General features: G+C 68.1%; 25 protein-coding genes. 10 read left to right on the top strand and 15 right to left on the bottom strand.

Annotated features, from left to right (window positions below):
• Positions 1–7: 7 nt before the first annotated feature.
• Positions 8–523, bottom strand: a complete 516-nt coding sequence (locus TK90_RS09615; protein WP_012983283.1) for a peptidylprolyl isomerase — start codon at positions 521–523, stop codon at positions 8–10.
• 509 nt (positions 524–1032) lie between these two features.
• Between TK90_RS09615 and gltX the strand changes: the two genes are divergently transcribed.
• A complete protein-coding gene (gene gltX, locus TK90_RS09610) occupies positions 1033–2460 on the top strand; it encodes a glutamate--tRNA ligase (RefSeq protein ID WP_012983282.1) in 1428 nt (475 codons plus the stop codon).
• Between the two features lie 9 nt (positions 2461–2469).
• Here gltX and xseA read toward each other — a convergent pair whose 3' ends face one another.
• Entirely contained in the window at positions 2470–3885 is a 1416-nt protein-coding gene (xseA, locus tag TK90_RS09605; protein WP_012983281.1) for an exodeoxyribonuclease VII large subunit, read from the bottom strand.
• 47 nt (positions 3886–3932) lie between these two features.
• Positions 3933–4700 (bottom strand): DUF4197 domain-containing protein, encoded by a 768-nt coding sequence (locus TK90_RS09600; protein ID WP_012983280.1) that lies wholly within the window; start codon positions 4698–4700, stop codon positions 3933–3935.
• 193 nt (positions 4701–4893) lie between these two features.
• Between TK90_RS09600 and guaB the strand changes: the two genes are divergently transcribed.
• Positions 4894–6354, top strand: coding sequence for an IMP dehydrogenase (gene guaB / locus TK90_RS09595; protein ID WP_012983279.1), 1461 nt, complete (start codon positions 4894–4896; stop codon positions 6352–6354).
• Positions 6355–6418: 64 nt separating this feature from the next.
• Positions 6419–7996 carry a glutamine-hydrolyzing GMP synthase gene (gene guaA, locus TK90_RS09590; RefSeq protein WP_012983278.1) on the top strand — a complete coding sequence of 526 codons (1578 nt, stop codon included), beginning with the start codon at positions 6419–6421 and terminating at the stop codon, positions 7994–7996.
• A gap of 29 nt (positions 7997–8025) precedes the next feature.
• On the opposite strand, the gene TK90_RS09585 is transcribed toward guaA, so the two are convergent.
• Entirely contained in the window at positions 8026–8616 is a 591-nt protein-coding gene (locus tag TK90_RS09585) for a BLUF domain-containing protein (protein WP_012983277.1), read from the bottom strand.
• Positions 8617–8698: 82 nt separating this feature from the next.
• The gene (locus TK90_RS09580; protein ID WP_012983276.1) at positions 8699–9550 is read right to left on the bottom strand and encodes an HDOD domain-containing protein; all 852 of its coding nucleotides are present in this window, start codon (positions 9548–9550) and stop codon (positions 8699–8701) included.
• Between the two features lie 136 nt (positions 9551–9686).
• Here TK90_RS09580 and TK90_RS09575 point away from each other — a divergent pair, with 136 nt between their 5' ends.
• Positions 9687–10277 carry an RNA ligase partner protein gene (locus tag TK90_RS09575; protein WP_012983275.1) on the top strand — a complete coding sequence of 197 codons (591 nt, stop codon included), beginning with the start codon at positions 9687–9689 and terminating at the stop codon, positions 10275–10277.
• Positions 10278–10290: 13 nt separating this feature from the next.
• On the opposite strand, the gene TK90_RS09570 is transcribed toward TK90_RS09575, so the two are convergent.
• The 6 genes from TK90_RS09570 to lgt all read right to left on the bottom strand — a co-directional run bounded on the left by TK90_RS09570 (position 10291) and on the right by lgt (position 16712).
• Positions 10291–11391, bottom strand: coding sequence for an RNA ligase (locus tag TK90_RS09570; RefSeq protein ID WP_012983274.1), 1101 nt, complete (start codon positions 11389–11391; stop codon positions 10291–10293).
• Positions 11388–13058, bottom strand: a complete 1671-nt coding sequence (locus TK90_RS09565; RefSeq protein ID WP_012983273.1) for a Na/Pi cotransporter family protein — start codon at positions 13056–13058, stop codon at positions 11388–11390. The genes TK90_RS09570 and TK90_RS09565 overlap by 4 nt, the downstream gene beginning before the upstream one ends.
• Positions 13059–13079: 21 nt before the next feature.
• A complete protein-coding gene (locus TK90_RS09560; RefSeq protein ID WP_012983272.1) occupies positions 13080–14480 on the bottom strand; it encodes an MBL fold metallo-hydrolase RNA specificity domain-containing protein in 1401 nt (466 codons plus the stop codon).
• A gap of 75 nt (positions 14481–14555) precedes the next feature.
• The gene (locus TK90_RS09555; RefSeq protein WP_012983271.1) at positions 14556–15047 is read right to left on the bottom strand and encodes a dihydrofolate reductase; all 492 of its coding nucleotides are present in this window, start codon (positions 15045–15047) and stop codon (positions 14556–14558) included.
• Positions 15047–15865 carry a thymidylate synthase gene (locus tag TK90_RS09550; protein WP_012983270.1) on the bottom strand — a complete coding sequence of 273 codons (819 nt, stop codon included), beginning with the start codon at positions 15863–15865 and terminating at the stop codon, positions 15047–15049. The genes TK90_RS09555 and TK90_RS09550 overlap by 1 nt, the downstream gene beginning before the upstream one ends.
• A 1-nt stretch (position 15866) precedes the next feature.
• Positions 15867–16712 carry a prolipoprotein diacylglyceryl transferase gene (gene lgt, locus TK90_RS09545; protein WP_041444262.1) on the bottom strand — a complete coding sequence of 282 codons (846 nt, stop codon included), beginning with the start codon at positions 16710–16712 and terminating at the stop codon, positions 15867–15869.
• Between the two features lie 72 nt (positions 16713–16784).
• On the opposite strand from lgt, the gene TK90_RS09540 reads away from it, so the two are divergent.
• The 6 genes from TK90_RS09540 (at position 16785) to TK90_RS09515 (ending at position 22844) form a co-directional block, all read left to right on the top strand.
• Entirely contained in the window at positions 16785–18818 is a 2034-nt protein-coding gene (locus tag TK90_RS09540; protein ID WP_012983268.1) for a thioredoxin domain-containing protein, read from the top strand.
• 159 nt (positions 18819–18977) lie between these two features.
• Complete coding sequence (locus TK90_RS09535; RefSeq protein ID WP_012983267.1) at positions 18978–19391, top strand: rhodanese-like domain-containing protein; 414 nt, start codon at positions 18978–18980, stop codon at positions 19389–19391.
• Positions 19392–19504: 113 nt separating this feature from the next.
• A complete protein-coding gene (locus TK90_RS09530; RefSeq protein WP_012983266.1) occupies positions 19505–20320 on the top strand; it encodes a GNAT family N-acetyltransferase in 816 nt (271 codons plus the stop codon).
• Positions 20321–20324: 4 nt separating this feature from the next.
• Complete coding sequence (locus TK90_RS09525; RefSeq protein WP_017925665.1) at positions 20325–21071, top strand: 1-acyl-sn-glycerol-3-phosphate acyltransferase; 747 nt, start codon at positions 20325–20327, stop codon at positions 21069–21071.
• An 80-nt stretch (positions 21072–21151) separates the two neighbouring features.
• On the top strand, positions 21152–22339 hold the full coding sequence (locus tag TK90_RS09520; protein ID WP_083767912.1) for a glycosyltransferase family 1 protein: 1188 nt from the start codon (positions 21152–21154) through the stop codon (positions 22337–22339).
• Positions 22314–22844 (top strand): phosphatase PAP2 family protein, encoded by a 531-nt coding sequence (locus TK90_RS09515; RefSeq protein WP_012983263.1) that lies wholly within the window; start codon positions 22314–22316, stop codon positions 22842–22844. Before TK90_RS09520 ends, TK90_RS09515 begins: the two co-directional genes overlap by 26 nt.
• A gap of 89 nt (positions 22845–22933) precedes the next feature.
• Here TK90_RS09515 and TK90_RS09510 read toward each other — a convergent pair whose 3' ends face one another.
• From TK90_RS09510 to glcE, 4 genes are all read right to left on the bottom strand, one after another.
• Complete coding sequence (locus TK90_RS09510) at positions 22934–23263, bottom strand: hypothetical protein (protein WP_012983262.1); 330 nt, start codon at positions 23261–23263, stop codon at positions 22934–22936.
• A gap of 62 nt (positions 23264–23325) precedes the next feature.
• The gene (locus TK90_RS09505) at positions 23326–24507 is read right to left on the bottom strand and encodes an alanine--glyoxylate aminotransferase family protein (RefSeq protein ID WP_012983261.1); all 1182 of its coding nucleotides are present in this window, start codon (positions 24505–24507) and stop codon (positions 23326–23328) included.
• Between the two features lie 64 nt (positions 24508–24571).
• The gene (gene glcF, locus TK90_RS09500) at positions 24572–25837 is read right to left on the bottom strand and encodes a glycolate oxidase subunit GlcF (protein ID WP_012983260.1); all 1266 of its coding nucleotides are present in this window, start codon (positions 25835–25837) and stop codon (positions 24572–24574) included.
• A 3-nt stretch (positions 25838–25840) separates the two neighbouring features.
• The gene (glcE, locus tag TK90_RS09495; protein WP_012983259.1) at positions 25841–26953 is read right to left on the bottom strand and encodes a glycolate oxidase subunit GlcE; all 1113 of its coding nucleotides are present in this window, start codon (positions 26951–26953) and stop codon (positions 25841–25843) included.
• Positions 26954–26961 lie beyond the last annotated feature (8 nt).

Genomic DNA, 26961 nt, shown 5'->3' with positions numbered 1-26961 from the left:
GGGTGGCTCAGTCCTCGACGCGTTTTACGCTTTCCATCACGACCGGCTCCTGCGGCACGTCCTGGTGCATGCCGGAGCGGCCGGTGGGTACGGACTCGATCTGGCGCACAACGTCCATGCCCTCGGTCACCTTGCCGAAGACCGCATAACCCCAGCCCTGCGCATTCGGGGCCGTGTGGTTGAGGAAGTCGTTGTCGTTCACGTTGATGAAGAATTGTGCGGTGGCCGAGTGCGGGTCCTGGGTGCGCGCCATGGCGATCGCGCCGACCTCGTTCTTCAGTCCGTTATCCGCCTCGTTGCGGATGGGCTCGCCGGCGGACTTCTGGCTCATGTTCTTGTCGAAGCCGCCGCCCTGGACCATGAAGCCCGGGATCACGCGGTGAAAGATCGTGCCGTCGTAGAAGCCGTCATCCACGTAGGACATGAAGTTGGCGACCGTCTCCGGGGCGGCCTCGGCATTGAGTTCCAGCACGATGCGGCCATGGTTGGTTTCGATCGCGACCTGCGGATTGGTATCGGCCATGGGGGCTCCTGAAAGCAGTAGGGCAAGAAGGGCGGTGGCCAGCACAATGCCGAGCCGGAAACGGGATCGCTGCACGGGACTGGCCCTCCGGATGAATGTCGGGCGGCCATGGTACCCGGCAGGCGGGGTCCCTGCCAGCAATGCTACTAGGGAGACGCTGATTGAATCGCGCGTCCGCGCTCGAGTCGCTTTTGTGTGCGTTTAATGCGCGGTGACTGTCGTGCAGTCATTCTGCACAAAGGAGCCGCAACGCCGTTCCCACGCCCGTTTCTGATAACAACGGGCGGCCGAGCCCCTGATTTCGATGGCTTGTGGGGTTGGTGCCCCCTGTTCCCCGATCCTGCGTTGCGCCCCGAATCCATCAAGAACGGGCGGGTAGAACCACTACCCGCTGCCAGAGGCGCCTTGTCTCGGAAAACAGGGGGCGCCAACGCGGACGTGCGATTCAATCAGCGTCTCCCTAGGGCCACGGCCGGCCCGGCTGGTGGCCCGCGGGGTGCTCCGCTACCATGCGCGCGATGACGACACCGCCGACCAAGACCCGTTTCGCGCCCAGTCCCACCGGGCTTCTCCACCTCGGCAACGTGCGCACCGCGTTGTTCAGCGCGCTGTTCGCCCGCTCGCGCGGCGGGCATTTTCTGCTGCGGATCGAGGATACCGACGCCGAGCGCTCGCGCCCGGAGTTCGTGGTCGCGCTGATGCGCGACCTGCGCTGGCTGAAGCTGGACTGGGACGAGGGCGTTGACGCCGGTGGCGATGCCGGACCGTATGCCCAGTCCGAGCGCGGCGGGATCTTCGATGGCTATTACCAGCAGTTGATTGATGCCGGTCAGGCCTACCCCTGCTTCTGCTCGCCCGCCGAGCTGGAGCGGGGACGCAAGCGCATGCGCGCCCAGGGCAAGCCGCCGCGCTATCCGGGGACCTGCTCCCACCTGAGCGCGGAGGAGGCCGAGCGGCGCGCGGCCGAGGGGCAGAAGCCGACCCTGCGCTTTCGTGTGCCGCTGGGTCGGACGGTCCGTTTCGAGGACGGGGTACGCGGGCCGGTGAGCTTTCGGACCGACGAGATCGGCGATTTCGTGATCCGCCGCTCCGACGGCACGCCCGCCTTCTTCTTCTCCAATGCGATCGACGACGCCCTGATGGGCGTGACCGATGTGGTGCGCGGCGAGGACCATATCGCCAACACCCCACGCCAGATGCTGTTGCTGGAGGCGCTGGGGCTGGCGGCGCCGGCCTACCATCACCTGCCGCTGGTGATGGGGCACGACGGTGCGCCGTTGTCCAAGCGCAATGGGTCGGCCAGTGTCGAGGAGTTGCGCACTACGGGTTACCTGCCGCTCGCGATCCTTAATCACCTGGCACGCCTCGGGCATCGCTACGAGTCGGACGAGTTACTGAGTGCGCAGGAACTCGCGGCCGGGTTCAGCCCGGAGCGCATTGGTCACAGCGCTGCGCGCCACGATGCGCAGCAGTTGGAACACTGGCAGACCGAGGCCCTGCGCCAGCTGTCCGATGCCGATCTGCTGGCCTATCTCGATGACTTCGATGTGTTCGGGCAGCTGTCAGAGGACCAGCGCCCGGCACTGGCGGGGCTGTTGCGCGACAACATCACCCGCGCCGAGGACGCCCGTATCTGGGTGGAGGCCTTCGCCACCGACCCGCCCCCGGTGAGCGAGGCGGCCGCCGCCGAGCTGCAGCAGGCGGGTGCCGATTTCTACCGCGCCGCCCTGGAGGCCCTGGACGAGGCCGAGGATTTCCCGGCTCTGGCAAAGGCCGTCGGCGCAGCGACGGGTGCGAAGGGGCGCAAGCTGTTCATGCCGTTGCGCGCAGCGCTGTCCGGCCAGACGCATGGGCCCGAGCTGCCGCGTATCTTCGAGTATCTGGGACGCGAGCGTGTACGTGCGCGCCTGCAGGTCGCGCTCGAACAGGCGGGCTGAAGCGCTTTTTCAGTCTCCCTCGGGCGATTTCGTCGCCGTCACCTTCAGTTCCAGTGCGCCGCGCGCCAGGCGGGCCTTCAGCGGCGCGCCAATCTCGGTTCTTGCGGCGTCGCGCAGGACCTGTCCTTCTTCCGTTTGCAGGATCGCATAGCCGCGCTCCAGGACCGCCTGGGGGCCGAGGGCGTTCAGTTGGCGCCGCGTCGCCTCCAGCCGCTGCTGGCGGATCGTCAGGGCCTGGCGCATCTGGTATTCGAGATCCCGGTGCAGGCGTGCCAGGCGCTCGCGGTGCGCGCGGATGTCGTGTGCCGGGGCGGCACGCGCGAGACGCTGGTGCAGATGGTCGAGGCGCATTCGCGCAGAGGCGATGCGATTGCCGGGTGAGGCCCCGGCCAGGCGCAGGCGCAGATGCTGCAGGCGCTGGCCGGCCTGCTCGTGGCGGCGCTGCCAGGCGCGTTGCAGGCGCTCGTGCTGGTCGTCCAGGCGCTGTGCGTTGCGTTCCATCAGCTGGCGCGGGTGGCGCCGCTCGAGTCGGGTCCACAGGGCGTTCAGCGTCTGCCGGTGCTGGGCAACGCGCTGGGCCGCAAGTGTGGTCATCCGGTCGCGCGCCCGCTCGATCCGGTGGCGCAGGGTGGCGCCATCCGGGCTGACCGCCTCGGCCGCCGCGGTGGGTGTGGAGGCGCGCAGGTCGGCGACGAAGTCCGCAATGGTGGTATCGGTCTCGTGCCCGACCCCCGTCACGACCGGAATCGGCGAGGCGGCGATGGCGCGGGCCACGCTCTCCTCGTTGAACGCCTGCAGATCCTCCAGCGACCCGCCGCCGCGCGCCAGGATGATCACGTCCACGGTGCCCTCGCGGGCGGCCTGCTCCAGGGCCGCGGCGATCTGGCTGGCGGCCTGCGCGCCCTGTACCGCGGTGGGGTAGAGGGTGAAGGGCAGCAGTAGCGGGAAACGCCGCGCCAGGGTGCGTTCGATATCGTGCCGCACATCGCCCTGGGTGGAGGTGATCACGCCGAGGCGGTGGGTCCAGGGGGGGAGGGGCTTCTTCCGCTCGGGGTCGAACAGGCCCTCGGCGGCGAGCTTTTCCTTGAGGCGCTGGAAGGCCGCCAGAAGCTGGCCCTCGCCGGCCGGCTGCAGCTGCTCGACGATGATCTGGAACTGGCCGCGTGCCGCGTAGATCCCGGCGCGGCCCTGGATCTGCACTGCGTCGCCATCGGAGAAGCGGGCAGCGTTGCGGGCATTCCCGCGAAAGAGCACGCAGCTCACCGAGCTGTTCGCGTCTTTCAGCGAGAAGTACTGGTGGCCGGAGGCGTACTGGCGCAGGTTGGAGACCTCGCCCTCCACGCGTACCCGGCCCAGGCGGTCGCGCAGCAGGCCGTCGGCACACTGGTTGAGTTCGGTGACGGTCAGTACGGGGGCGTCGCTCATGGCTCGGGATTCGCGGACGTGGGTTTAAGGGTATGGGGGGCGAGGGGCTACTGGCGCCGGAACACGCGGTGCAGGACATCGGTGCCGCGTCCCTGCGGGTTGGCGCGCAGACGGGCCTCTTCCTCGGCCAGCATGAAGAACAGGCCTTCCACCGCATGCTCCAGGACGTGCTCGACCGGGTCGAAGCGCACGCGCGCGAGGAAGGGGATGTCGCGCATGCGCTCCTTCAGCTCACCGTAGGTGTCCAGGGCCTCCACCTGCTCCAGGCTCTGCTGGATGGCCGGGCGCATCGTCTCGGTGATATCGGCGCGTGCGTGGTATTCGAGATGCCGTGTGGCGGCGTCGTCGTCGCCGGCGAGGATCTCGCGGGCGTTGTCCAGATTCAGCGCGAACACGGCCCGTACCAACGGCTCGCGGGCTTCCGGTATGGCGGCCTCGGCGGCCCGGTTCATCCCCTCCTCGAGCTGGGTCAGCGGCGTTGCCATGCCGATGCGATCCAGCGAGCGGCGGGCGGTCGCGAGCACCTCCGGGAGCGGGATGCGTACGTCCGGGTTGCCGAAGAAGCCGTTGCGCTGGGACAGGGTCTCGGTGGCCGAGTGGCTCGCGATGATCAGCGCCTCGTGTACCGCTTCGATGATCTCGGCCGTCGTGAGATCGGAGGCATCCGGGCGGCGGGTCAGCGCGCGCAGTACGTCGGGGTTGAAGGGCCACCAGCTGGCGCGGGCCGTCGGTGCCGCGGCGATCGCGATCAGCCCGGGCGCGAGCATCAGGGCAAGCAGTCGGCGGCGGCTCAGGCGGGGCATGCGCTCGGGCATGAACGGGCTCGGTGGCTTGAAACGAGGACGGTCATCGTAGCAGGGTGCCGACGTTGCGTCTGCCGGGCGACATGCACGGCGTTTGCCCGGTCTGCTTGTCGGGAGCTAGCCGGAAAATTTATACTGACCGGCTATTTATCTTTCTGGGAAAGAATTCGGTTCTTCCCCCCGCTGGACAGTCCTGGAGCGATGCATGCGGATACTCGATGAAGCCCTGACCTTCGATGACGTGCTGCTGATCCCGGGGCATTCGAATGTCGTCCCCCGCGATGTCGATTTGACCACGAACATCACCCGCGAGATCCAGTTGAGCGCGCCGGTCGTCTCCGCCGCGATGGATACGGTGACCGAGGCGCGCCTGGCGATTGCCATGGCGCAGGAAGGCGGGCTCGGGATCGTGCACAAGAACATGTCGATCGAGGCCCAGGCCGCCGAGGTCCAGCAGGTCAAGAAGTACGAGAGCGGGGTGATCAGCGAGCCGATCACCATCGGCCCGAGCGCGACGATCGGCGAGGTCGTGGAGCTGACCCAGGCCAATCATATCTCCGGCGTGCCGGTGGTGGATGGCAATGACCTGGTCGGCATCGTGACCTCCCGCGACCTGCGCTTCGAGACCCGTATGGAGGCCCCGGTCACCGAGATCATGACCCCCCGTGAGCGCCTGGTCACCGTGCCCGAGGGCGCGGATCGCGGTCACGTACTGGAACTGCTGCACAAGCACCGCATCGAGAAGGTGCTGGTGGTCAACGACGACTTCCAGCTGCGCGGGATGATCACCGTCAAGGACATTCAGAAGTCCACCGAACACCCGAATGCCTGCAAGGACGATCGCGGTCGCCTGCGCGTGGGCGCGGCGGTTGGCGTGGGTGCCGGTACCGACGAGCGCGTGGCCGCGCTGGTCGAGGCCGGGGTGGACGTGCTGGTGGTGGATACCGCGCACGGTCACTCGCAGGGCGTGCTGGATCGCGTCGCCTGGGTGAAGAAGCACTATCCGGAGGTGCAGGTAATCGGCGGCAACATCGCCACCGCCGCCGCCGCGAAGGACCTGGTCGCAGCCGGGGCCGACGGCGTGAAGGTCGGGATCGGCCCCGGCTCGATCTGCACCACCCGCATCGTGGCCGGCGTGGGTGTGCCGCAGATCACCGCGATCTCGGATGTGGCCGAGGCACTGAAGGGCACCGGCGTGCCGATGATCGCCGATGGCGGCGTGCGCTTCTCCGGCGATCTGGCCAAGGCCATCGCCGCTGGCGCCAACTGCGTGATGCTGGGGTCGATGTTCGCCGGGACCGAGGAGGCCCCGGGCGAGGTCGAGCTCTATCAGGGCCGCTCCTACAAGATTTATCGCGGCATGGGTTCGCTGGGCGCGATGCAGCAGGGCTCCTCGGACCGCTATTTCCAGGATCCGAACAGCTCGGCCGACAAGTTCGTGCCCGAGGGCATCGAGGGCCGCGTGCCGTACAAGGGCTCGATCGTCGCGATCATCTACCAGCTGATGGGCGGATTGCGCTCGTCCATGGGCTATGTCGGCGCCCACAACATCGAGGAGATGCGCAGCAAGCCGCACTTCGTTCGTGTGACGGCCGCCGGTATGCGCGAGAGTCACGTGCACGACGTGGCGATCACCAAGGAAGCTCCGAACTACCGAATGGACTGACCGGGCCGTCCCGGCCCGGTCCCGATACCCCACCGGCCGTCCGGCCGGTCCAGCGGATGACCTCATGACCCAGGATCTTCACGCCCACCGCATTCTGGTGCTGGACTTCGGTTCCCAGTACACCCAGCTGATCGCCCGCCGTGTGCGCGAGGCCCGGGTCTACTCCGAGGTGCATGCCTGGGACATGTCGGCGGCGGACATCCGAGCGTTCAATCCCACCGGCATTATCCTCTCGGGCGGGCCGGAGTCGGTGAACATTGATCACCCGCCACGAGCCGAAGAAGCGGTGTTCGAGTTGGGCGTTCCGGTGCTGGGTATCTGTTATGGCATGCAGACCATGGCCGCCCAGCTAGGCGGCCGGGTCGAGCCCTCCGAGCGCCGCGAGTTCGGCTACGCCCAGGTGCGCGCCCGCGGCCATACGCCGCTGCTGCGCGACATCGAGGATCACACCACGCCGGAGGGTTACGGGCTGCTGGACGTGTGGATGTCGCACGGCGACCACGTGACCGAGCTGCCGCAGGGCTTTCGCCTGATGGCTTCCACCGACTCCGCACCGATCGCCGGCATGGCCGACCCGGAGCGCGGCTTCTACGGCGTACAGTTCCATCCCGAGGTGACCCACACCACCCAGGGTCAGCGCATCATCGAGCGCTTTCTGCACGACATCTGCGGCTGCGAGGCCCTGTGGACCGCCGACAACATCATCGATGACATGGCCGCCCGCGTGCGCGAGCAGGTGGGCGACGACCACGTGGTGCTGGGCCTGTCCGGCGGCGTGGACTCCTCGGTGGTCGGTGCGCTGCTGCACAAGGCGATCGGGGACCAGTTGACCTGCGTATTCGTGGACACCGGCCTGCTGCGCCTGGGCGAGGGCGATCAGGTGATGGCGACCTTCGCCCGTCACATGGGCGTGAACGTGATCCGGGTGGACGCCGAGGATCGCTTCATGCGCGCGCTGGCAGGGGTCGAGGACCCGGAGGTCAAGCGCAAGGTGATCGGCGGGCTGTTCATCGACGTGTTCGACGAGGAGGCCGCAAAGCTCGACAACGTGCAGTGGCTGGCCCAGGGCACGATCTACCCGGACGTGATCGAGTCGGCCGACTCCAAGACCGGCAAGGCCCATGTGATCAAGTCGCACCACAACGTGGGCGGGCTGCCCGAGAACATGAAGCTGGGGCTGGTGGAGCCGCTGCGCGAGCTGTTCAAGGACGAGGTGCGCAAGATCGGCGTCGAGCTGGGTCTGCCCACCGAGATGGTCTACCGCCACCCGTTCCCGGGGCCGGGCCTGGGCGTGCGCATCCTCGGCGAGGTGAAGAAGGAATACGCCGAGCTGCTGCGCCGCGCCGATGCGATCTTCATCGAGGAACTGCGCAAGGCCGATCTGTACGACAAGACCTCGCAGGCGTTTGCGGTCTTCCTGCCGGTGAAGTCGGTGGGGGTGATGGGCGACGGCCGGCGCTATGACTACGTCGTCGCGCTGCGCGCGGTGGAGACGATCGATTTCATGACCGCGCGCTGGGCGCACCTGCCGTACGACTTCCTCGATCACGTCTCGCGCCGGATCATCAACGAGATCCCCGGCATCTCGCGCGTGACCTACGACATCTCCGGCAAGCCCCCGGCCACGATCGAGTGGGAGTAGGCGCCGCGGCGCGAGGGACCGGGCCTCCTTCAGGCCCCGGCCAGGAACAGATAGCCTGCCGTGCCGGCGATGCCTGCGGTTACGGCGGCCGCGACCCAGCCCGCCAGGGCCAACTGGCGGCGCCAATCGCCCGGCGGGGCGTGGCTCGTTGAAGGCGTGCTTCCGCTGGTCGCGGGTGCCGCCTCCAGCTCGCTGTCGCGTCCGCTGCGCAAGAGATCCAGCATCGCCTCGATCTGCTGGTCGTCGAAGCCGAAGGGATCGAACCGACGCTGCCCGAATTGCTGCAGTAGGGCGCGCACCTCGCCGGCCGCGGGTACATACTTCATCGACCACTCTCCGAAGCCGGGGCGCTCCAGTTCGCGCTCGCGCAGTACGGTGATCTCTTCGTGGCGCGGGTCGCGGCGGATGCGCTCCAGGGTCGCGTACACCGCTTCGGGTTCACCCTCCAGGCACTGGAAAAAGTGGCCGTCGCCGTAATAGAGGGCGCCCACGATGCGGGCCCGGGGGTTGTTCTGGCGCGACTGCAGCAGGATCCGCCCGACCTCGGGCTCGATACCCTGGGCGGCATGGGCATGAGGCGCGAAGGCCGCGCGGCTGACGTACACCAGTTGGAGGGTCATCAGCGGAACTTCCCTAAGTGGCTATGTAGGGAAGACCACGCCCGGGGGCGGGCGTTCCGCAGCGGGTGTCGGTGTCCTCGTCTTACTCGATGATCTGGTTGACGTGTTCCAGGCCGATCGCGTCGCCTTCCCAGTCCAGATCCCGGTTGGACGAACGCGGCGCCAGGCGGCGCAGTGCAGCGACCCCTTCGCGATCGATGTGGGCCAGGCGGTGGGGGGTGCCGACATGGCTTTCGATGTTCGCGGCCTGTACGACGTCGCTGTAGCTGATCGGGGACTCGGGCTCCGGTTCGCGCTGGAGATTCTCGTGGTCGGCGACCGCGCGGATGATCTCCGGCTCGAAGTTCCAGTTCTTCAGCATTGCGCGGCCGATCGCCACGTGCGCGGCGTCCGCCGCTGCCTGCAGGGCGCGCGGGTCCTCGTAGATCGCCGGTGTCTTCTCCGCGCGGCGCAGGATCGGGATCATGCCGATGTCGTGCACCAGGCCGGCAAGCAGGGCGGTATCCGGGTCCAGGTGGGGATGCCGGTGGGCCAGCAGATAGCTGATGATCGCCACCTCCAGGCTGTGGTTCCACAACGCCTCCATGCGCTGCCGGATCGCGTCGTTGCCGCTTTGAAACACCTCTTTCATCGACAGGGCGATGATGGTCTGGCGCGCCCGCTCCATCCCCAGGCGGGTCACTGCGGACCGGATGGTCGCGCAGCGGCTCAGTCCCCGATAGGCAGGGCTGTTGGCATGACGCACCAGCCGCGTGGCGAGCGCCGTATCGCGAGAGATCAGGTTGACCAGATCGGCGATGGAGCTGGTGTCGTCCTGCACGATGAACAGCGCCTGCACGGAGATATCCGGCAGGGTCGGGATGTCGATCTGCTGGCGTTCCAGATCCGAGCGCAGGCGCTCGAGGAATTTTTCCACTTCCGCGCGGGTGGCCAAGGGTCGTCCCTGTATGGCTGGGAGGTCAGGCGCGATTATGCCACAGGGTGCCCCCAGCGCCGATTGTACGGTGGGCCTGGTTGACGGGTTTCCGGCCGCCGCCGATGATGGAGAACGAACCCGACAGGAGGTCGTGATGCGCCGCTTCGTGCTGGATACCAGCGTGTTCACCAACCCGCATGTGGCGGGCCAGTTTGGCGCGGACCCGGAGGACATCCTGCGGACCTTCCTGCACCTGGCGCGGGACTGCCCGGCCGAGTTCTACATGCCGTTGTCGGTGTACGAGGAGTTTCGTGGCATGCGCGATCTCGAGGCCCTGGCCGCGGATTTCGAGACCGTGGTCTGGGTGCGTTCCCCGCGCCGCTTCGCCCTGACGCTGCCCAGCGACATCCTCTACGAGTTCATCGACGAGGTGCGTACGCGCATTGACCGGGGGTTGCGCATCGCCGAGGAGCACACGCGCCAGGCCGGTGCAGCCGAATCGCTCAAGCCGGAACTGATCACCCAGCTGCGCGAACGCTTTCGCGAGGCCATGCGCAAGGGCCTGGTGGATTCGCGCGAGGATGTCGATGCCGTCCTGCTGGCGATGGAACTCGATGCCGAGCTGGCCAGTGCCGACGAGGGCATGCGCAAGCTGGGCAATCGCATGGGGATCAAGCTGGTCACGGCCGACTACCTGCGCCGGGTGATGGAGAATCTCGCGGAGGCGGAGCGCCCCGGCGCCTGACCCCGGACCCGGGTCAGTCGTACTGGCGGTCGCCGGCCAGGGCGGAGGCCAGTGTGCCCGTGATGCGGTCGAACTGGCGCTCGAACTCCAGCAGCCAGTAGCCATCTTCCTGGCGCGGCGCGTCCTGTGCAAAGCTGACGTGGCGCCCACCGGTGGCGCGCATGTGGTTCATGAAACGCAGTGCGCTGGCATGCTCGCGAAAGCGGCAGCGATAGCGATGGCCGACATGCCCCTGCCGGCGGTGTTGTGCGACCGCGCCATGGAGCCCTGACAGCAGCGCCTGGCCCAGGGCCTGATCGAGGTCGGCATGGTGTCGATCCGGGTGCTCGGACAGGAAGATCGCGAGCCGTGTCAGGCGGTTGGTGAAATACTCCGGTGGCAGGTCCAGTAGCTGTTCCGCGCAGACCCGGATATCGGAGACGCAGGAGCTCCCGGTCACATACTTGGCCCGGTGCTGCCCGTCCGCGGTCTTCAGCACCAGTCCCTCGGCGCCTTCCTCGTCCAGTCGCCGGATCAGCTCGCCGAGGGCGCGGGTGTCGCGCGGGGTGAACCACCCGTGCAGGGGCGCCGGGGGCAGGGCGTGGCGCTCGATCAGCGCGAACTTCTCTGGCTGGGACACGAAGCCGGGCTGTCCCAGGCGCATTAGATCGAATACGAACAAGCCCACGTCATGGGCGACCCGGGGCGTGGACCCTTCCAGGTACGGCGTATCCGGCCCGGCGATCTCCGCGCACAGAATCAGATTGGGTTCGGCATTGAAAATGACCGGGTCCATGAAGTCCACGACCCGGTCAGTACTGAACGCGCAGACGTAACCGCCGCGGCTGAACGCATAGACGCGTCCCTGCCAGCGCAGGATACGTACGTTGAAGCCGTCGATCTTCTCCTCCGCCCAGAACGGCTGCTCGAACTGCCTTGGCAGTCCGGCCTCCAGCGACTGGATACGCCCGATCGACGGGTATCCGGGCACCACCGAGCCATCCGGCAGCACCACGGAACCGCGCGGGTAGTGGTTCACCGGCTCCAGTAGCCGGGCGTATTCCAGCTCGTCAAAGGTCAGGGCCTCGGCGCGACGGTTGTCGATGGCTTCCTGTAACACGTGGCGCTCGATCATGCGGCTTCCGAATCCAGTGTCGAATCGATGTCACGAGGATGGTTTTCCAGGTTCTCGGTGTGGCGTCGAGCCTTGTCGGCCTGCGTCACCAGGCGACGCGCCATGCTGATGATCCGCAGCTGCCGCTCCATCTCGGCCATGCTCAGCGAGCCGAAGGTCCCCTCGCGCAGCAGTGCGGCCTTTAGGTCGGCATAGGCGACTTCAACCGATTGGACGGCCTCGGCGGCCGCGATGTTCTCGCCATTTTCGGGCTCGAGGTTGGCCAGGTCGAGGGCGCGGATGACCTGCTCCTGCCACGCGCGGCGCTGGTCGCTGACGGCTGGGCGTTCCTCGCCGGTGGAGTGCCTGCGCAGGTCGGTGATCTGCTCGGCCAATACGGCTATCTCGCGATGATAGCGGGCGATGCGGACGACCTCGGCGATCCCGTGTCCTACCGCCTGCGGCATGGGGTGGTTGGCGGTGCGGGTGGCGAAATCGCTGATCGCCGCCGTCAGCTGCTCGACGGCGGCCCGGCGGGTGTCCAGGCTGCCCTCGGCTGGCGGATCGGCCCGCAGGGCCTCGCGCGCCATAGAGTGGCTGATATCCGCCAGCCGGTCCGTCTCCTGCAGCAGCGACTGCAGTGCCAGGTCCGGTACGCCGGCGCTGTGCCGGTCAAGGAAACGTGGCCGGGCGATGTCCTCCTCTTCCGTGCGAAAACGCATCTGCAGGAAGCGGATCATCGGCGGGGCGACAGGCACCATCAGCGCCACACCCAGCAGGTTGAACGCGGTATGGAACAGCGCCAGCAGTACCGCCGGGGCCGGGGCCTCCCCGGTGCTGCCCCAGATCCAGGCGATCGCGGCCAGGAACCAGGGCAGGATCAGCAATGCGACGATCGCGGTCAGGCCGTTGAAGATCACGTGGGCCGCCGCGACGCGCTTGGCGTTCGGGGTCGCGCCGATCACGACCAGGAGTGCCTTGACCGTGGTCCCGAGGTTCGCCCCGATAACTGCGGCGGCCGCGGCCTCCAGCGGCACGGCCCCGCTCATCGCGGCGGTCAGGGCCATTGCCATGGATGCCGACGAGCTCTGCATCAGCACGGTCAGCAACGCGCCGATGCCGACCATGATCAACAGTCCGGCGAAGCCCGGTCGGGCGAGGGCGGAGAGGTCGAAGGTCGCGCTCAGACCCTCGAAGGTCTCGCGCAGTACATCGATCCCGAAGAACAGCAGGCCGAAGCCGGCCAGGGCCAGACCCAGGTAGCGTGGGCGTGCGGCCTTCATGAACAGGTAGAGCAGGGCGCCGATGCCGATCGCCGGCAGGGCAAAGGCCTCGATGCGGATGTTGAAGCCGATCAGGGCGACCAGCCAGCCGGTCATGGTGGTGCCGACGTTGGACCCGAAGATCACCCAGACCGACTGGCCCAGCGTCAGCAGGCCGGCATTGGCGAAGCCGATGGTGGCGACCGTGACCGCACTGGAAGACTGCACGAGGGCGGTCACACCCATGCCCGAGGCGAGGGCGTGTGGCCGGGTGCGGGTCCACTGCCCAAGGATGTGTTGCAATGCTTTGCCGCCAGCCGTCTTCAGGCCGTCGGTCAGCAGGGTCATCCCGAGCAGGAACAGCCCGAGACCGCCGAGGAAGCCGGCGATCAGGGCATAGGTGCTGACGGCTTCGGCCTCCGGCATCGGTGTTGTGGGAGCGCGGCGCTACAGGGTGATGGTCTCGCCGAAGGCGGGTACATGCGCCTCGGCCCCTAGCTCGTCGCGCAGGCCGGCGGCCAGGGCCTCGCGCGCTTCTGGCTCGCCGTGGACCAGATGGAACACCGGCTGGTGCTGAAAACCGCGTGCCCAGTCGAGCAGCTGGCTGCGCCCGGCGTGGGCGGAAAAGCCGCCCAGGGTGTGGACCTTCGCGTTCACTGCAACGTCTTCGCCCAGCAGCTTGACCTTCTCGGCGCCGTCCACCAGCCGCCGTCCCAACGTACCCGCCGCCTGGAAGCCGACGATCACCAGGTGCGCCTCGCGTCGCCACAGGTTGTATTTCATGTGGTGACGGATGCGTCCGCCGTTGCACATGCCGGAGCCGGCGATGATGATCGCGCCACCGGTGATGCGGTTGATCGCCATGGATTCCTCCACCGTGCGGCAGACCTGAAGCCCGGGCAGATAGCCGTTCGGGTCGCCGTTCGCGGCCTGGTGCAGCCGGTCCATGTCCTCCGGGTCCAGCGTCCGGCGCAGGCGGGCGTAGAGCTCGGTGACCTTGATGGCCATCGGGCTGTCGAGGAAGACCTTCTGCTGCGGCAGGCGGCCGGCGTGATGCAGCATGCTCAGGTGGTAGAGGATCTCCTGCGTGCGCCCCACGGCGAAGGCCGGGATCAGCACGTTGCCGCCGCTCTTGTCGGCCTCGGCCAGCACTTGAGCAAATTCCTCGACCGTCTCGTCCATCGGGCGGTGGTCGCGGTTGCCATAGGTGCTCTCCAGCAGCACGTGGTCCGCGTGTTCCGGGCGGGTCGGAGCGTGCATCAGGACCGCGTCGGCATTGCCGAGGTCTCCGGAGAAGACCAGGTGCCGGTCGCGCCCGCCGGATGGCACGATCAGGTCCACGATGGCTGAACCGAGGATATGCCCGGCATCGCGAAAGGTCAGTCGGACATCGCCCGCGATGGTGTGGGTGTCGCCGTAGGGGATGGCCCGGCAAAGTCCCAGCGTGGTTGCGACATCATCGATGTCGTAGATTGGCTCCAGCAGGGGCTTGTCCGCGCGGCGGCGCCACTTGTTCTCCCACTCGATGTCCTTGCTCATCACGAACGCGGCGTCCTCGAGCATGATCTCGAGCAGCTCCTCCGTGCCCGGTGTGCAGTAGATCGGCCCGCGGTAGCCGTCGCGCACGAGCTTGGGCAATAGCCCCGAGTGATCCAGATGCCCGTGCGACAGGATCACCGCATTGATCGTTTCCGCCAGCTCGGTCAGCGAGGCGCGATTCGCCTCGTCCGCCTCGCTGTTGCCCTGATGCAGGCCGCATTCCAGAAGGATGCGGGCGTCGTCGGTCTCGAGGAGATAACGCGACCCGGTGACTTCGCCGGTCGCCCCCTGAAAGGTCAGTTGTGCCATGACGGGAAGTGTACGCACGGTCAGGCCCGTCTGCGCAACCCGCTGGTGCTTTCCGGGCGCACCGGGCGCTTCGGTTTAGCGGCGCTCCAGGCGTTCGAAGGTAAAGGCGCAGGCGTGGCGGTCGTCGGGTTCGTGGCGTTCGGACCAGACGCAGTCCCAGTCATCGGGGTTGATGGCCGGGAACCAGGTGTCCCCGGCATGGGGTTCGTGCACGCGGGTCAGGTGCAGCACCGAGGCTCGGGGCAGGGCCTCGGCGAACAGCCCGGCACCGCCGATCACGAAGGCCGGGCCCTGCGGGATGGAGGCGAGGGCGCTATCGAGATCCGGATAGACCTCCACTCCATCCGCCCGCCAGTCCGCCTGGCGCGTGAGCACCAGGTTGCGGCGTTTCGGCAGGGGGCGGCCAATGGACTCGAACGTGCGCCGACCCATGATCATCGGGTGCCCGTCGGTGACACGCTTGAAGTGCTGCAGGTCCTTCGGCAGGTGCCAGGGCAGGTCGTTGTCGCGCCCGATCACATGGTTCGGGTCCAGCGCGACGATCAGGTGAATCTCGGGAGTCGCCATCAGATCGCCACCGGCGCCTTGATTGGCGGGTGCGACTGGTAGTCACGCACCTCGATGTCGTCGAAGGTGAAGGCGAACAGGTCCGTGACCTCGGGATTCAGGTGCAGGGTGGGCAGTGGCAGGGGCTCGCGGCCCAGCAGTTCGTCCACCTGCTGTTCGTGATTGTGATACAGGTGGGCATCGCCGAAGGTGTGCACGAAGTCGCCCGGTTCCAGGTCGGCCACCTGCGCCAGCATGTGCGTGAACAGGGCATAGCTGGCGATGTTGAACGGCACGCCGAGGAAGACATCGGCGCTGCGCTGGTAGAGCTGGCAGGACAGGCGGCCGTCGGCGACGTAGAACTGGAACAGGGTGTGGCAGGGCGCCAGCGCCATGCGCCCGGCGTTCGCGTTCTCCTGCGGCGAGATGGACTCGTCCGGCAGATCGGCCACGTTCCAGGCGCTGATGATGTGGCGCCGGGAGTAGGGACGGTTCTTCAGGTTGCTCACCAGTTCGGCCAGCTGGTCGTGCCCGGCCCAGTTGCGCCACTGCGCCCCGTAGATCGGGCCGAGGTCCCCGCCCTCGGTCGCCCACTCGTCCCAGATGCGAACCTTGTGCTCCTTGAGATAGCCGATGTTCGTTTCGCCGCGGATGAACCACAGCAGTTCGTGGATCACCGAGCGCAGGTGCGTGCGTTTGGTGGTGACCAGCGGAAAGCCCGCGGCCAGGTCGAAGCGCATCTGGTAACCGAACACCGAACGCGTGCCCGTGCCAGTACGGTCCGGACGGTCGATGCCGTGCGCGCGGATGTGGCGGACGAGATCAAGGTATTGCTGCATGTCAGGGGTTCTCGGTAGCCGGGCGGGATTCCGGCACGGCGTTCTTGCGCGACCAGACGATCAGGCCGATCCCGAACAGGATGACCGGCAGGCTCAGTACCTGGCCGAGCGTCAGCCAGTCGAAGGCCAGATAGCCGATATGCGCATCCGGCACACGCACGAACTCGACCAGGAAGCGGAAGCTGCCGTAGAGCGTCAGGAACAGCCCGGAAACCAGCCCCGTACGGCGCGGGTGACGCGAGACGATCCATAGCACCACGAACAGCACCAGCCCCTCGAGGAACGCCTGGTAAAGCTGTGACGGGTGGCGCGGCACGTAGTCCGCAGCCGGGAAGATCATCGCCCAGGGCAGGTCGGTGGGCTTGCCCCACAGCTCCCCGTTGATCCAGTTCCCGATACGCCCCGCGCCCAGGCCAATCGGTACCAGCGGGGCGACAAAGTCCGTCAGGCGGAAGAAGCCCACGCCGAGCCGGCGTGCATAGAGCCAGGAGGTTACAAGCACCCCGACCAGACCGCCGTGGAAGGCCATGCCACCCTCCCAGACGCGGAACAGGCTGACCGGGTCGGCGAGTGTGGCATCCAGGTTGTAGAACAGGGCATAGCCCAGACGTCCGCCGATGATCACGCCGATCGCGCCCCAGAACAGGAGGTCGCCCACCTGTACTGGTTGCAGGGGCGCCCAGCCCTGTGCGCGCGCACGCCAGGCCCCCAGCGCCCAGAAGGCCACGAAGCCGATCAGGTACATCAGCCCGTACCAGTACAGGGTTAGTGGCCCCAGCGACAGGGCGACCGGATCGATAAACGGGTGCGTGGGCATGGTCGCTTGCGGATGGAAAATCGGCTGCACATGCTACCCGGCCTGGCCCTGGCGTGCACCTGTACCCGCCGGGGCGAATCCGATTTCCAGGGAGGTCGTGCGATGAATCGACTGGCCGGAGCCAGCAGCCCGTATCTGCTACAGCATGCCGACAACCCCGTGGACTGGTATCCGTGGGGCGAGGACGCGCTGGAACGCGCCCGCCGCGAGGACAAGCCGATCTTGCTGTCGATCGGCTACTCGGCCTGCCACTGGTGCCATGTGATGGCGCATGAATCGTTCGAGGACCCGGCCACCGCCGAGGTGATGAACCGTCGCTTCATCAATATCAAGGTGGACCGCGAGGAACGTCCCGACCTCGACCGCATCTACCAGAATGCCCACATGCTGCTGTCGCAGCGCCCGGGTGGCTGGCCGCTGACGGTGTTCCTGACACCCGACCAGGTGCCGTTCTTTGCCGGCACGTACTTTCCGAGCACCCCGCGTCACGGGCTGCCGTCGTTCGTCGACCTGATGAATCGCGTGGCCGATTTTCTCGCCGAGCACCCGGACGAGATCCAGCGCCAGAACGAGTCGCTGCAGCAGGCATTGGCGCGCATTTATCGACCGGCAGGCGGGGCGATCCCGGCGATCGGGGTGCTGGACAAGGCGCGGGCCGAGCTGGCCCAGACCTTCGACGATCAGTTCGGTGGCTTTGGCGATGCACCCAAGTTCCCGCACCCGGCGAGCCTGGAATGGCTGGCCTGGCACGCGGCGCGCCACAATGATGCCGAGGCCGAGCGCATGCTCGAGCGGACGCTCGCGGCGATGGCCGCAGGCGGGATCTTCGACCAGGTGGGCGGCGGCTTCTGCCGCTACTCGGTGGATGCGCGCTGGATGATCCCGCACTTCGAGAAGATGCTCTACGACAACGGGCCGCTGCTGGGCCTGTATGCCGAGCGCGCGGCCGCCGGCGACGACCGTGCCCGGCGTGTGGCCGAACAGACGGTCGCCTGGCTGGAGCGCGAGATGCGCGACCCCTCCGGCGCCTTCTACTCCAGCCTCGATGCCGATTCCGAGGGCGAGGAGGGCCGCTTCTACGTCTGGGATCCGGAGATGGTCGAGGGCCTGCTGCCGGAGGACGAGTGGGTGGTCGCCAGCCGGGTCTGGGGGCTGAACGGCCCGGCCAATTTCGAGGGTCGCTGGCACCTGCACGAGGTGGCCCCGATCGCGACCGTGGCCGATGCCCTGGGTATCGACGAGTCCGAGGCGGAAACGCGCCTGGGACGTGCCCGCGAGCGCCTGCTGGCCGCCCGCGAGCAGCGCGTGCGGCCGCATCGCGACGACAAGATCCTGGGGGCCTGGAACGCGCTGATGATCAACGGGCTCGCCCGCGCGGCGCGTGCGCTCGAACGGCACGATTGGCTGGGACTCGCGCGCGCGGCGATGCGCGCGGTGCGTGAACGGCTCTGGCACGACGGCCGGCTGTTTGCCAGCTTCCGCGAGGGCGCCACCAGCGAACTGCCGCGCGCCTATCTGGACGACCACGCCCTGTTGCTGGAGGCCACGCTGGCACTACTGGAGGTCGAGTGGGATGGCGACCTGCTGGGCTGGGCCACGACCCTGGCAGAGGCCCTGCTGGCCGACTTCGAGGATACCGAACACGGTGGCTTCTTCTATACCGCGCGCGATCACGAGGCGCTGATCCAGCGGCCCAAGGTCTACGCCGACGATGCGATGGCCGCCGGTAATGGCATTGCCGCGCAGGCCCTGCAGAAACTGGGCTACCTGCTCGCCGAGCCGCGCTATCTGGAGGCCGCCGAGCGCACGCTGGCCAACGCCGGGCCGATGATCGAACAGGCCCCGTTGGGCCACATGAGCCTGCTGGTCGCACTGGACATGCACCAGCAGCCGCCGCCGCTGGTCGTGCTGCGCGGAGCGGCTGACGAACTTGCTCCGTGGCAGCAACGGCTGCGCGCGCATGATGCTCCGATGTGGGTCTTCGCGATTCCGGCGCAGGCGGACGATCTGCCTCCCGCGCTGGCGGAGAAGGCCGCCCCGGAGACGGGTGTGCGCGCCTATCTCTGCCGCGGCCTGCACTGCGAAGTGCCCGTGACCGACCCCGCTGCCCTGGAAGGTGTGCTCGCCGCGGGTTGAATCACCCGGCCACGCACCCACGATAGAATGAGTCAGCCCCGTTTGTAGGAGCCTGCTTGCAGGCGAAGCCCCTGCCAGAGTCGGACATAGGCAGGAACGTTCGCCTGCAAGCAGCCTCCTGCGGGGGGCGTCCGATTCATTGCAAAAAGGAATGTTCGAATGAGCGAGAAGAAGTTGATGGATTTCGTCGCCGAGGCGCGCCAGCACGTCGAGGAGATCTCCCCCGAGGCACTCTCCGAGAAGATGGAGGCTGGCGAGGACTGGCTGCTGGTGGACGTGCGCGAACCGTACGAATACGAAAAGATCCATGTGCCGAACTCGCTGCTGATTCCGCGCGGCCTGCTGGAAGGCGCGGCGGACCCGAACACGCCGCATCGCATCGAAGCGCTGGTCAACGCCCGCGACAAACCGGTGGCCGTGATGTGTGCCACGGGCGGACGTGCCGCGATGTCCGTGCAGCGCCTGCGTGAAATGGGCTTTGGCCAGGTCGTGAACGTGGCCGGCGGTATCAAGGGATGGGAGGCCGAGGACCTGCCGGTGGAATCCGGGGCCTATACCGGTCAGCTGCCGTAGAAAACCCTCCCCGCTGGCACCCGTGGCGTGTTCACGGGAACGTCACGCGGGTTACACGAGGTCGTCAAATCGCGGGCGTAGCCTCCGGGACAGTTCAACCGGAGGTGGCGCCCATGTCCGCACCGCAGATCATCCCGCCCGCGAAGGCGGCTCACGCCGAGACGGGCTTTCGCGTCCATCTGGCCGCCGGACCGGGCGACCTGGAGGCCGCTCAGCGCCTGCGCTACTCCGTGTTCGCGGAGGAGATGGGCGCGCGGATTTCCGACGCCGAAGGCGAGCTGGATGCCGATTATCTGGATCCCCACTGCCATCACCTCCTGGTACGCGAGCCCCGCACCGGGGAGCTGGTCGCCTGCACGCGCATCCTGACCGAGGAGAGCGCGGCCGTTGCCGGTGGGTTTTACTCACTGGCCGAGTTCGAGCTGGGCCCGTTGATGAACCTGCCCGGCAAGACGCTGGAGATCGGGCGCACCTGTGTGCGCGCGGATCAGCGTCAGGGTGCGGCGATCAATGCCCTTTGGTCCGGTCTCGCCCGCTTTATGACCGCGCGGCAGTATCAGTACCTGATGGGCTGCGCCAGCCTTTCGCTGACCGAACGGACCCCGGCCCAGCTTGCCTGGCTGCGCCTGTTTCATCGCGGCCCGTCGCGTCTGCGCGTCACACCGCGCCGGCCGCTGCCCAACTCCCTCAGTATCTGGCACGGCACACCCTCGCGCGCCGGCTTGCCATCGCTGCTCAAGGCCTACCTGCGCCTGGGTGCCCGTATCTGCGGCGAGGCCTGTCACGATCCCGACTTCAATGTCGCCGATCTGCTGGTCCTGCTGGATGTCAGGGACCTTCCGGATCGCTACCATCGGCACTTCCTGGGCGCGTCCGCGCCCACTAGCCGAGGAGCGACACATGACGGGAAGCCTGCGGGCATCGGGTAGGCTGATGCGCATTCTCCTGCACCTGCTGAAGGGCGTCTGGCTGACCTGGCGCATGTCGCGCCGGGGCGATGCCTTCGAGACGCGCAGCCGCACCCGCCGCGACTGGTACGACCGTGCGCTGTGGCTGGCGGGGGTGCGTTTTCGCCTGACCGGCACTCCGCCCGAGCAGGCCTCGCTGGTGGTTGCCAACCATGTCTCGTGGCTGGACATCCCGCTGATTGGCGCGGCCGTGGATCCGTGTTTTCTGTCCAAGGACGAGATCGCCCGCTGGCCGGTGATCGGCTGGCTGGCGCGCCAGCACGACACGCGCTTCATCCGCCGCGGCGCCGGCGAGGCGAACGCCCACATCGAGGCCATGCGCGAGGGCCTCGACGAGGGGCGGCACTTCGTCGTGTTTCCGGAAGGGACGACCAGCCGCGGGCAGGGTGTACGCCGCTTCCACCCGCGCCTGTTTGCCGCGGTGGCCGAGAACGGCCATCCGGTGCAGCCGGTGGCGCTGGACTACGAGCGCCCCGAGGGCGGTCCGGTCCCGGTCGCCTATACCGACGACGACCGCCTCCTCGTGAATGCCTGGCACCTGCTGTGCCGCCGCGAGACCCGCGTGCAGGTGCATTTCCTTGCGCCGCTGCAAACCGCTGAAGAGGATCGCCGTTCGCTGGCAGAGGCCTCGCGGGACGCGATCGTCGAGCGCCTGGGGCTGCCCGCCGAGCCCCTGAACCCGCCCACTACGAAGCGACGAAAGGCGCGCTGACCATGGAGGCCGCGACGATGCCCGCCCCGTTAGTTCTTGCATCGCGTGGCCCGAATTCGGAGCGTTTGAGCGCGGGCCGTGTGAACGTGGCCCTCGTGACCGAGACCTGGCCACCCGAGGTCAATGGTGTGGCGCATACCCTCGAGCGGCTGACCGAGGGGCTGCGGCAACGCGGCCACCGAGTACAGGTGATTCGCCCGCGGCAGGTGCTGGATCGGCCCGTCGCGGGGCCCCGGCATGCAATGAGCCCCGAGGATGTCACGCTCCCCGGTATCGCGATCCCCGGCTACCGGGGGCTGCGGATGGGTTTGCCCTCCACGCGCCGGTTGCGCCGCCTGTGGCGGCACTCACCCCCGGATGTCGCGTACATCGCCACCGAAGGACCCCTCGGGCATGCCGCGCTGGCGGTGGCCAGGCAGCTCGGCATCCCGGTGGCCTCGGGTTTTCACACGCGCTTCGATGGCTATGCCCGCCACTACGGGCTGGGACTGCTGACCCTCCCGGTGCGGCGTCTGTTGCGGCGGTTTCACAACCGTTGCGGCGCCACCCTGGTACCCACCCGCGCGCTGGCCGAGGAGCTTCGGGAACAGGGGTTCCTGCGGGTGGGGGTGCTGGCGCGAGGGGTGGATACCCGGCGTTTCACTCCCGCGCGCCGTTCCCGGACGCTGCGGGGGCAGTGGGGTGCGAGTGGCCCGGTGCCCGTCGTGATCCATGTCGGACGCCTGGCCGCGGAGAAAAACCTGGATCTGGTGATCGCCGCCTTCCGCGCCATCCAGGCAGCCCGTCCCGATGCGCGGCTTGTGCTGGTGGGGGACGGCCCCCAGCGGGAGCGCCTGGCGCGTGCGCATCCGGATGTCATTTTCGCCGGGCAGCAGACCGGGCAGGCCCTGGCGCAGCACTACGCCAGCGCAGACCTGTTCCTGTTCCCGTCGACCTCCGAGACCTTCGGCAACGTGGTGATCGAGGCCATGGCCAGCGGTCTGCCGGTGCTCGCGTTCGATACGGCCGCCGCCCACGAGCACCTGGTCGATGGCGTCTCGGGTGTCCGCGTTTCGCTGACCGGCGCCCGCCGGGTCGACGAGCAGGCCTTCGTGCGCGCGGCACGCGAGCTCGCCGACCATCCCGAGCAGTGGCCGCTGCTCGGCGCGCGAGCGCGGGAACATGCGTCCACGCTGGACTGGTCCGAGGTGATCGGCGGCTTCGAGTCGGTCCTGGTGCAACTGGTGCAGACGGAGGCCCGTGATGCGCATGCCTCGGCGCATGGATGAGGCGGAGCTGGCGATCTGCCAGCTGTGCAATCAGGTCAATCGTCAGTGGGCGGTCAGCCGCTTCTTCGGACTGATCAGCCGGCTGGGAGACGGGGTCGTCTGGTACGGGCTGATGCTCCTGCTACCGCTGCTCCACGGTCCCGAGGCCGCCTGGGTCAGCCTGCAGATGGCCGTGGTGGGGCTGGCGTCATTACCGCTGTACAAGTGGCTGAAGCGCCGTACGAGCCGACCGCGACCGTGCAACCGCGGCCGTCCGTTCACCCGCACGGTGGATCCACTGGACGAGTTCAGCTTCCCCTCCGGCCACACCATGCATGCGGTGGGATTCACGGTCGTGCTGGTAGCATGGTTCCCCGTCTGGGCCTGGCTGGTGGTGCCGTTCGCCGCCCTGGTTGCCGCCTCGCGCCTGGTGCTGGCGCTGCACTATCCCAGCGATGTCGCAATGGGGGCGCTAATCGGGGCCAGCATGGCCGGAGCGGTGCTGGCACTGGCCGGTCTGGTTTGAGTTGACCCCGCCCCTTGTGAGTAGGCTGTCGCCAGCACCCCGGATAGCCACTGCGCGGTCCTCGGGGTGTGGCGCGGTGGGCGAGGGGGTCAGCCGCGCGAGGAGAGGGCCTCGTCGTTGTAGGCGGCGTCGATGGTGACGATGGTCTTCTCCACCAGGCGGAAGCCCTCGACCGGGGCATCGTCGGCCATGTATTTCAGCCTTACTGGGCCGATGGCCTTGACCGCCTCGGCGCGCTCCAGGGTGGTGTCCGGGCGGTCGGCGCCGGCACCGTCCATCAACGCCACCAGCACCTCGGCGGCGATCGGGTTGCGGTGCGAGCCTTCGCGTGCCTTGTCCAGCGTGGCGGCGGGGTCGCCGTCCAGGAAGACCCCGTCCATGTTCTCGTCCAGGTACTGCAGCAGTTCGGAAAGCGTCATGTTGTGTCTCCCGCAGGTTTCGTTATCGGCTCGGATTCGTCATCGAGTCAGGCCGTTCGGCGCTACGATTGCTTGTAGCGGGCGCGGGCAGCAGCGAGGGCCTGTCCCGGCTTGACCGCGCCCATGTCGGCCAGCACGGCCTCCAGCGCGGACAGGCACAGCGAGACGTTGCGTTCGTTGGCGCCATGACCCATCAGGCCGATGCGCCAGACCTTGCCGGCATAGGGGCCGAGCCCGGCGCCGATCTCGAGGTTGTAGCGCTCCAGCAGTTCCGCACGCACGGCGGCCTCGTCCACGCCTGCGGGGACATGCACGGCGTTGAGTTGCGGCAGTCGGTGGGCCTCGTCGACCAGGAAGGTCAGGCCCATCGCCTCGAGGCCCGCGCGCAGGGCGGCGTGGTGGCGGGCGTGACGGTTCCAGCTGTTCTCCAGGCCCTCTTCGGCCAGGATCACCAGCGACTCGTGCAGGGCGTACAGGGCGTTGATTGGCGCGGTGTGATGGTAGGCGCGCTTGCCGCCGCCACCCCAGTAGCCCATCACCAGGTTCAGGTCGAGGAACCAGCTCTGCACCTTGTGGCTGCGCGCCTGGATGCGCTCGACCGCGCGCTGGCTGAAGCTGACCGGCGAAAGGCCCGGGGTGCAGGACAGGCACTTCTGGCTGCCGGAATAGATGGCGTCCACGCCCCAGTCGTCGACCTTCAGCGGGCTGCCGCCCAGGCTGGTGACCGCGTCCACGATGGTCAGGCAGTCGTGCTCGCGCGCCAGACGGCACAGGGTCTCGACATCCGAGCAGGCGCCGGTGGAGGTCTCGGCATGCACGAAGGCCAGGATCTTCGCGTCCGGGTTGCCCTTCAGCGCGTCTTCGACCTTGCCCGGGGAGACCGGGGCACCCCAGTCATCCTCGACCACCACCGCGGTGCCGCCGCAGCGCTCGACGTTCTCTTTCATGCGCGTGCCGAACACGCCGTTGATGCAGACGATCGCCTTGTCGCCCGGTTCCACCAGGTTGGCGAAGCAGGTCTCCATGCCGGCGGATCCGGGCGCGGAGACCGGCAGGGTCAGGGCATTTTCGGTCTGGAATGCGTACTGCAGCAGACCTTTCATCTCCTCCATCATGCCGACGAACACCGGGTCCAGATGGCCGATGATCGGGCGGCTCATCGCGCTCAGCACGCGCGGGTTCACGTCGGAGGGGCCGGGGCCCATCAGGGTGCGCTGCGGGGGGAGAAAGGATTTTGCCTGCATGGATGCGTCTACCGGATTGGAAAAGGGGGAATCTAGTGTGCCGTACGGGTGTGGGCAAGCGCCCCTACGCACCGGCGGGAGTTGCCGGACAATGGCGCTCGAGCAGCGTCAGCCAGTGCTCGACCGGCGTCTCGGTCCCGGACTGGAGATGCGTCTGGCAACCGACGTTGGCCGTTATGATACGCGCGGGTGCGGCGGCCTCCAGATTGTCCAGCTTGCGGGTACGCAGACGGGCGGCCATCGCTGGCTGGGTGATCGAGTAGGTCCCTGCCGAGCCGCAGCATAGGTGAGGCTCGGCTGTGGGTGCCAGTTCGAAGCCTGCCGCCTGCAGAAGCGGTTCTACGCGCCCGGCCAGGCGCTGGCCATGCTGCAGGGTGCAGGGGGCGTGCCAGGCGATCGGGTCGTGGCCCTGCGGGGCGCGAATGCCCAGCTTCTGGATAGCGTCCGGGCTGAACAATTCCACCGGGTCGCGTACGCGCTCGGAGACGCCGCGTGCGCGTTCCGCGTAGTCCGAATCGCCAGCCAGCAGGTGGCCGTAGTCGCGCAGCATCACGCCGCAGCCGCTGGCGGTGCTGACCACCGCGTCCACGCCCTGGTCGAGCGCGGGTTGCCAGGCGTCGAGGTTGGCGCGCACCCGTTGCCGGGCGCGTTCCTCGAAAGCCAGGTGGTGCTCGACGGCCCCGCAGCACCGAGCCTCGCCGGCTTCCACGACCTCGACGCCGAGGCGCCCCAGGAGGTTCTTCAGTGCGGCGTTGGTGCGCGCGTCGATTGCATCATGGACGCAACCGCTTAGCAGCAGGACACGCCCGTGGGGAAAGCCTTCCAGGATTGGCGAAGGGATCGGTTGTGTCGCTTCGTGGGCTTCCTGCCGCGCGGGTACCCGGCGGCGCAGGGTCGCGGGCAGGACGGGGCGCACCATGCGCCCCAGCCCCAGGGCCAGGCGGAACGGCCAGCGCGCGGGCAGGGTGCGGGCCAGCAGGCCGCGCAGGGTCCGCTCGCGCCAGTTGCGATCGAGGTCCTGCTCGATCACCTCCCGGCCATAGGCGACCAGGTGGTTGTAGTCCACGCCCGAGGGGCAGGTGGTCATGCAGTTGAGGCAGGTCAGGCAGCGGTCCAGGTGGGTGCGCGCGGTGGGGTTGGCCTCGCCGGATTCGAGGATTTCCTTGATCTGGTAGATGCGCCCGCGCGGGCCGTCGACCTCGTCGCCCAGCTCCTGGTAGGTCGGGCAGGTCGCGTTGCAGAAGCCGCAGTGCACGCAGGCGCGCAGCGCATCCTCCGCAATGCGCGCGGCCGGATCGTTCGCGAAGCGTTCGTGCAGCCGGGTCTCCATGGCTTAGGTCGTGCGCGGCCGGCGGGAACGGGGGTTCGGCAGCAGGGGGGCGAAGAAGACGCCGTCCGGGTCCAGGGCCTCGCGCAGGCGGCCTTCCAGGGCCTCCAGCGCCTCCCCGCGCGGGTGCAGGCGGGACACGCCCGGGGCGTCGCCGAGCCACAGGCGGGCGTGCCCGCCGGCGTCGGTTACGGCGCGGCGCACGGTCTCGGGATGTTCCGTCGTGCGCAGCCAGCGCTCCGCGCCGCCCCAGTTCAGCAGCCACTCGCCGGACAGCGCGAGCGGTTCCGTCGCCGGTGGCAGGCTGATCCGCCACAGCCGGGCCCCGGCGGCCAGTTCGTCCGTGAACAGGGGCAGGCTGCGGTCCCTCAGTGCGCTCCAGAAGCCCCGGGCCGGGTCGCCCGGTTCGGCGTCGATACGCTGGATGGCCTCGTCCACCGCTTCCTCGCCGCCGCCAAGACGGATATGGGTGACGCCGTCGTGCCAGGCGATGCCCGAGAATGGCCACCCGGTGCGGCCCCAGGCGCTGCAGCGCGCGATGAACGATTCAGTATCATCCTCGCGCTGCAGGTAGCGCTCGCAGGCCGGTCGCGGCAACAATTTGAAGCTGGTCTCCAGGATCAGCCCGAGACCGCCCAGGCTGCCACACATCAGGCGCGAGACATCGAAGCCTGCGACGTTTTTCATGACCTGGCCGCCGAACTGCAGGATGTCGCCGCGTCCGTTCACGACCCGGGTGCCGAGCACGGCATCGCGCAGTGCGGCGGCCCACGGGCGGCGCGGTCCCGACATGCCCAGTGCGACCATGCCACCGACGGTGGCTTCGGGGGCGCCCAGCGCGGGTTCGAAGGGGAGCATCATGCCGACCTCGTCCAGGGCCTGGTCCAGGGTGACCACGGGGGTGCCGCTGCGCACGGTGACGACCAGTTCGCTCGGCTCCAGGGTCACGATCCCCCGATGTTCGTGGCTCTCCAGCTGGAGTACGCCGGTGGGGATGCCGTCGGGGAAGCTCTGATCACCATGCTGGCGACCGCCGCGCAGGGCGATTCGGTTCCCTGCCACGCTGGCCTCGCGGATCGCCTCCGCGAGCGGCGCGGCATGGTCTTTGGTGTCTCTCACCGGGCGGC

Origin of the sequence: Thioalkalivibrio sp. K90mix (genome assembly GCF_000025545.1) — a bacterium.
Taxonomy (GTDB): Bacteria; Pseudomonadota; Gammaproteobacteria; order Ectothiorhodospirales; family Ectothiorhodospiraceae; genus Thioalkalivibrio.
The sequence above is the reverse complement of the archived record's forward strand: the minus strand, read 5'-3'. Positions and strand labels throughout refer to the sequence as shown.

Bases quoted from the DNA above. Each gene is read 5' to 3' on its own strand.
- TK90_RS09615 (WP_012983283.1), bottom strand. From the start codon at position 523: ATGGCCGATACCAATCCGCAGGTCGCGATCGAAACCAACCATGGCCGC.
- gltX (WP_012983282.1), top strand. From the start codon at position 1,033: ATGCGCGCGATGACGACACCGCCGACCAAGACCCGTTTCGCGCCCAGT.
- xseA (WP_012983281.1), bottom strand. From the start codon at position 3,885: ATGAGCGACGCCCCCGTACTGACCGTCACCGAACTCAACCAGTGTGCC.
- TK90_RS09600 (WP_012983280.1), bottom strand. From the start codon at position 4,700: ATGCCCGAGCGCATGCCCCGCCTGAGCCGCCGCCGACTGCTTGCCCTG.
- guaB (WP_012983279.1), top strand. From the start codon at position 4,894: ATGCGGATACTCGATGAAGCCCTGACCTTCGATGACGTGCTGCTGATC.
- guaA (WP_012983278.1), top strand. From the start codon at position 6,419: ATGACCCAGGATCTTCACGCCCACCGCATTCTGGTGCTGGACTTCGGT.
- TK90_RS09585 (WP_012983277.1), bottom strand. From the start codon at position 8,616: ATGACCCTCCAACTGGTGTACGTCAGCCGCGCGGCCTTCGCGCCTCAT.
- TK90_RS09575 (WP_012983275.1), top strand. From the start codon at position 9,687: ATGCGCCGCTTCGTGCTGGATACCAGCGTGTTCACCAACCCGCATGTG.
- TK90_RS09570 (WP_012983274.1), bottom strand. From the start codon at position 11,391: ATGATCGAGCGCCACGTGTTACAGGAAGCCATCGACAACCGTCGCGCC.
- TK90_RS09565 (WP_012983273.1), bottom strand. From the start codon at position 13,058: ATGCCGGAGGCCGAAGCCGTCAGCACCTATGCCCTGATCGCCGGCTTC.
- TK90_RS09560 (WP_012983272.1), bottom strand. From the start codon at position 14,480: ATGGCACAACTGACCTTTCAGGGGGCGACCGGCGAAGTCACCGGGTCG.
- TK90_RS09555 (WP_012983271.1), bottom strand. From the start codon at position 15,047: ATGGCGACTCCCGAGATTCACCTGATCGTCGCGCTGGACCCGAACCAT.
- TK90_RS09550 (WP_012983270.1), bottom strand. From the start codon at position 15,865: ATGCAGCAATACCTTGATCTCGTCCGCCACATCCGCGCGCACGGCATC.
- TK90_RS09540 (WP_012983268.1), top strand. From the start codon at position 16,785: ATGAATCGACTGGCCGGAGCCAGCAGCCCGTATCTGCTACAGCATGCC.
- TK90_RS09535 (WP_012983267.1), top strand. From the start codon at position 18,978: ATGAGCGAGAAGAAGTTGATGGATTTCGTCGCCGAGGCGCGCCAGCAC.
- TK90_RS09530 (WP_012983266.1), top strand. From the start codon at position 19,505: ATGTCCGCACCGCAGATCATCCCGCCCGCGAAGGCGGCTCACGCCGAG.
- TK90_RS09525 (WP_017925665.1), top strand. From the start codon at position 20,325: ATGCGCATTCTCCTGCACCTGCTGAAGGGCGTCTGGCTGACCTGGCGC.
- TK90_RS09515 (WP_012983263.1), top strand. From the start codon at position 22,314: ATGCGCATGCCTCGGCGCATGGATGAGGCGGAGCTGGCGATCTGCCAG.
- TK90_RS09510 (WP_012983262.1), bottom strand. From the start codon at position 23,263: ATGACGCTTTCCGAACTGCTGCAGTACCTGGACGAGAACATGGACGGG.
- TK90_RS09505 (WP_012983261.1), bottom strand. From the start codon at position 24,507: ATGCAGGCAAAATCCTTTCTCCCCCCGCAGCGCACCCTGATGGGCCCC.
- glcF (WP_012983260.1), bottom strand. From the start codon at position 25,837: ATGGAGACCCGGCTGCACGAACGCTTCGCGAACGATCCGGCCGCGCGC.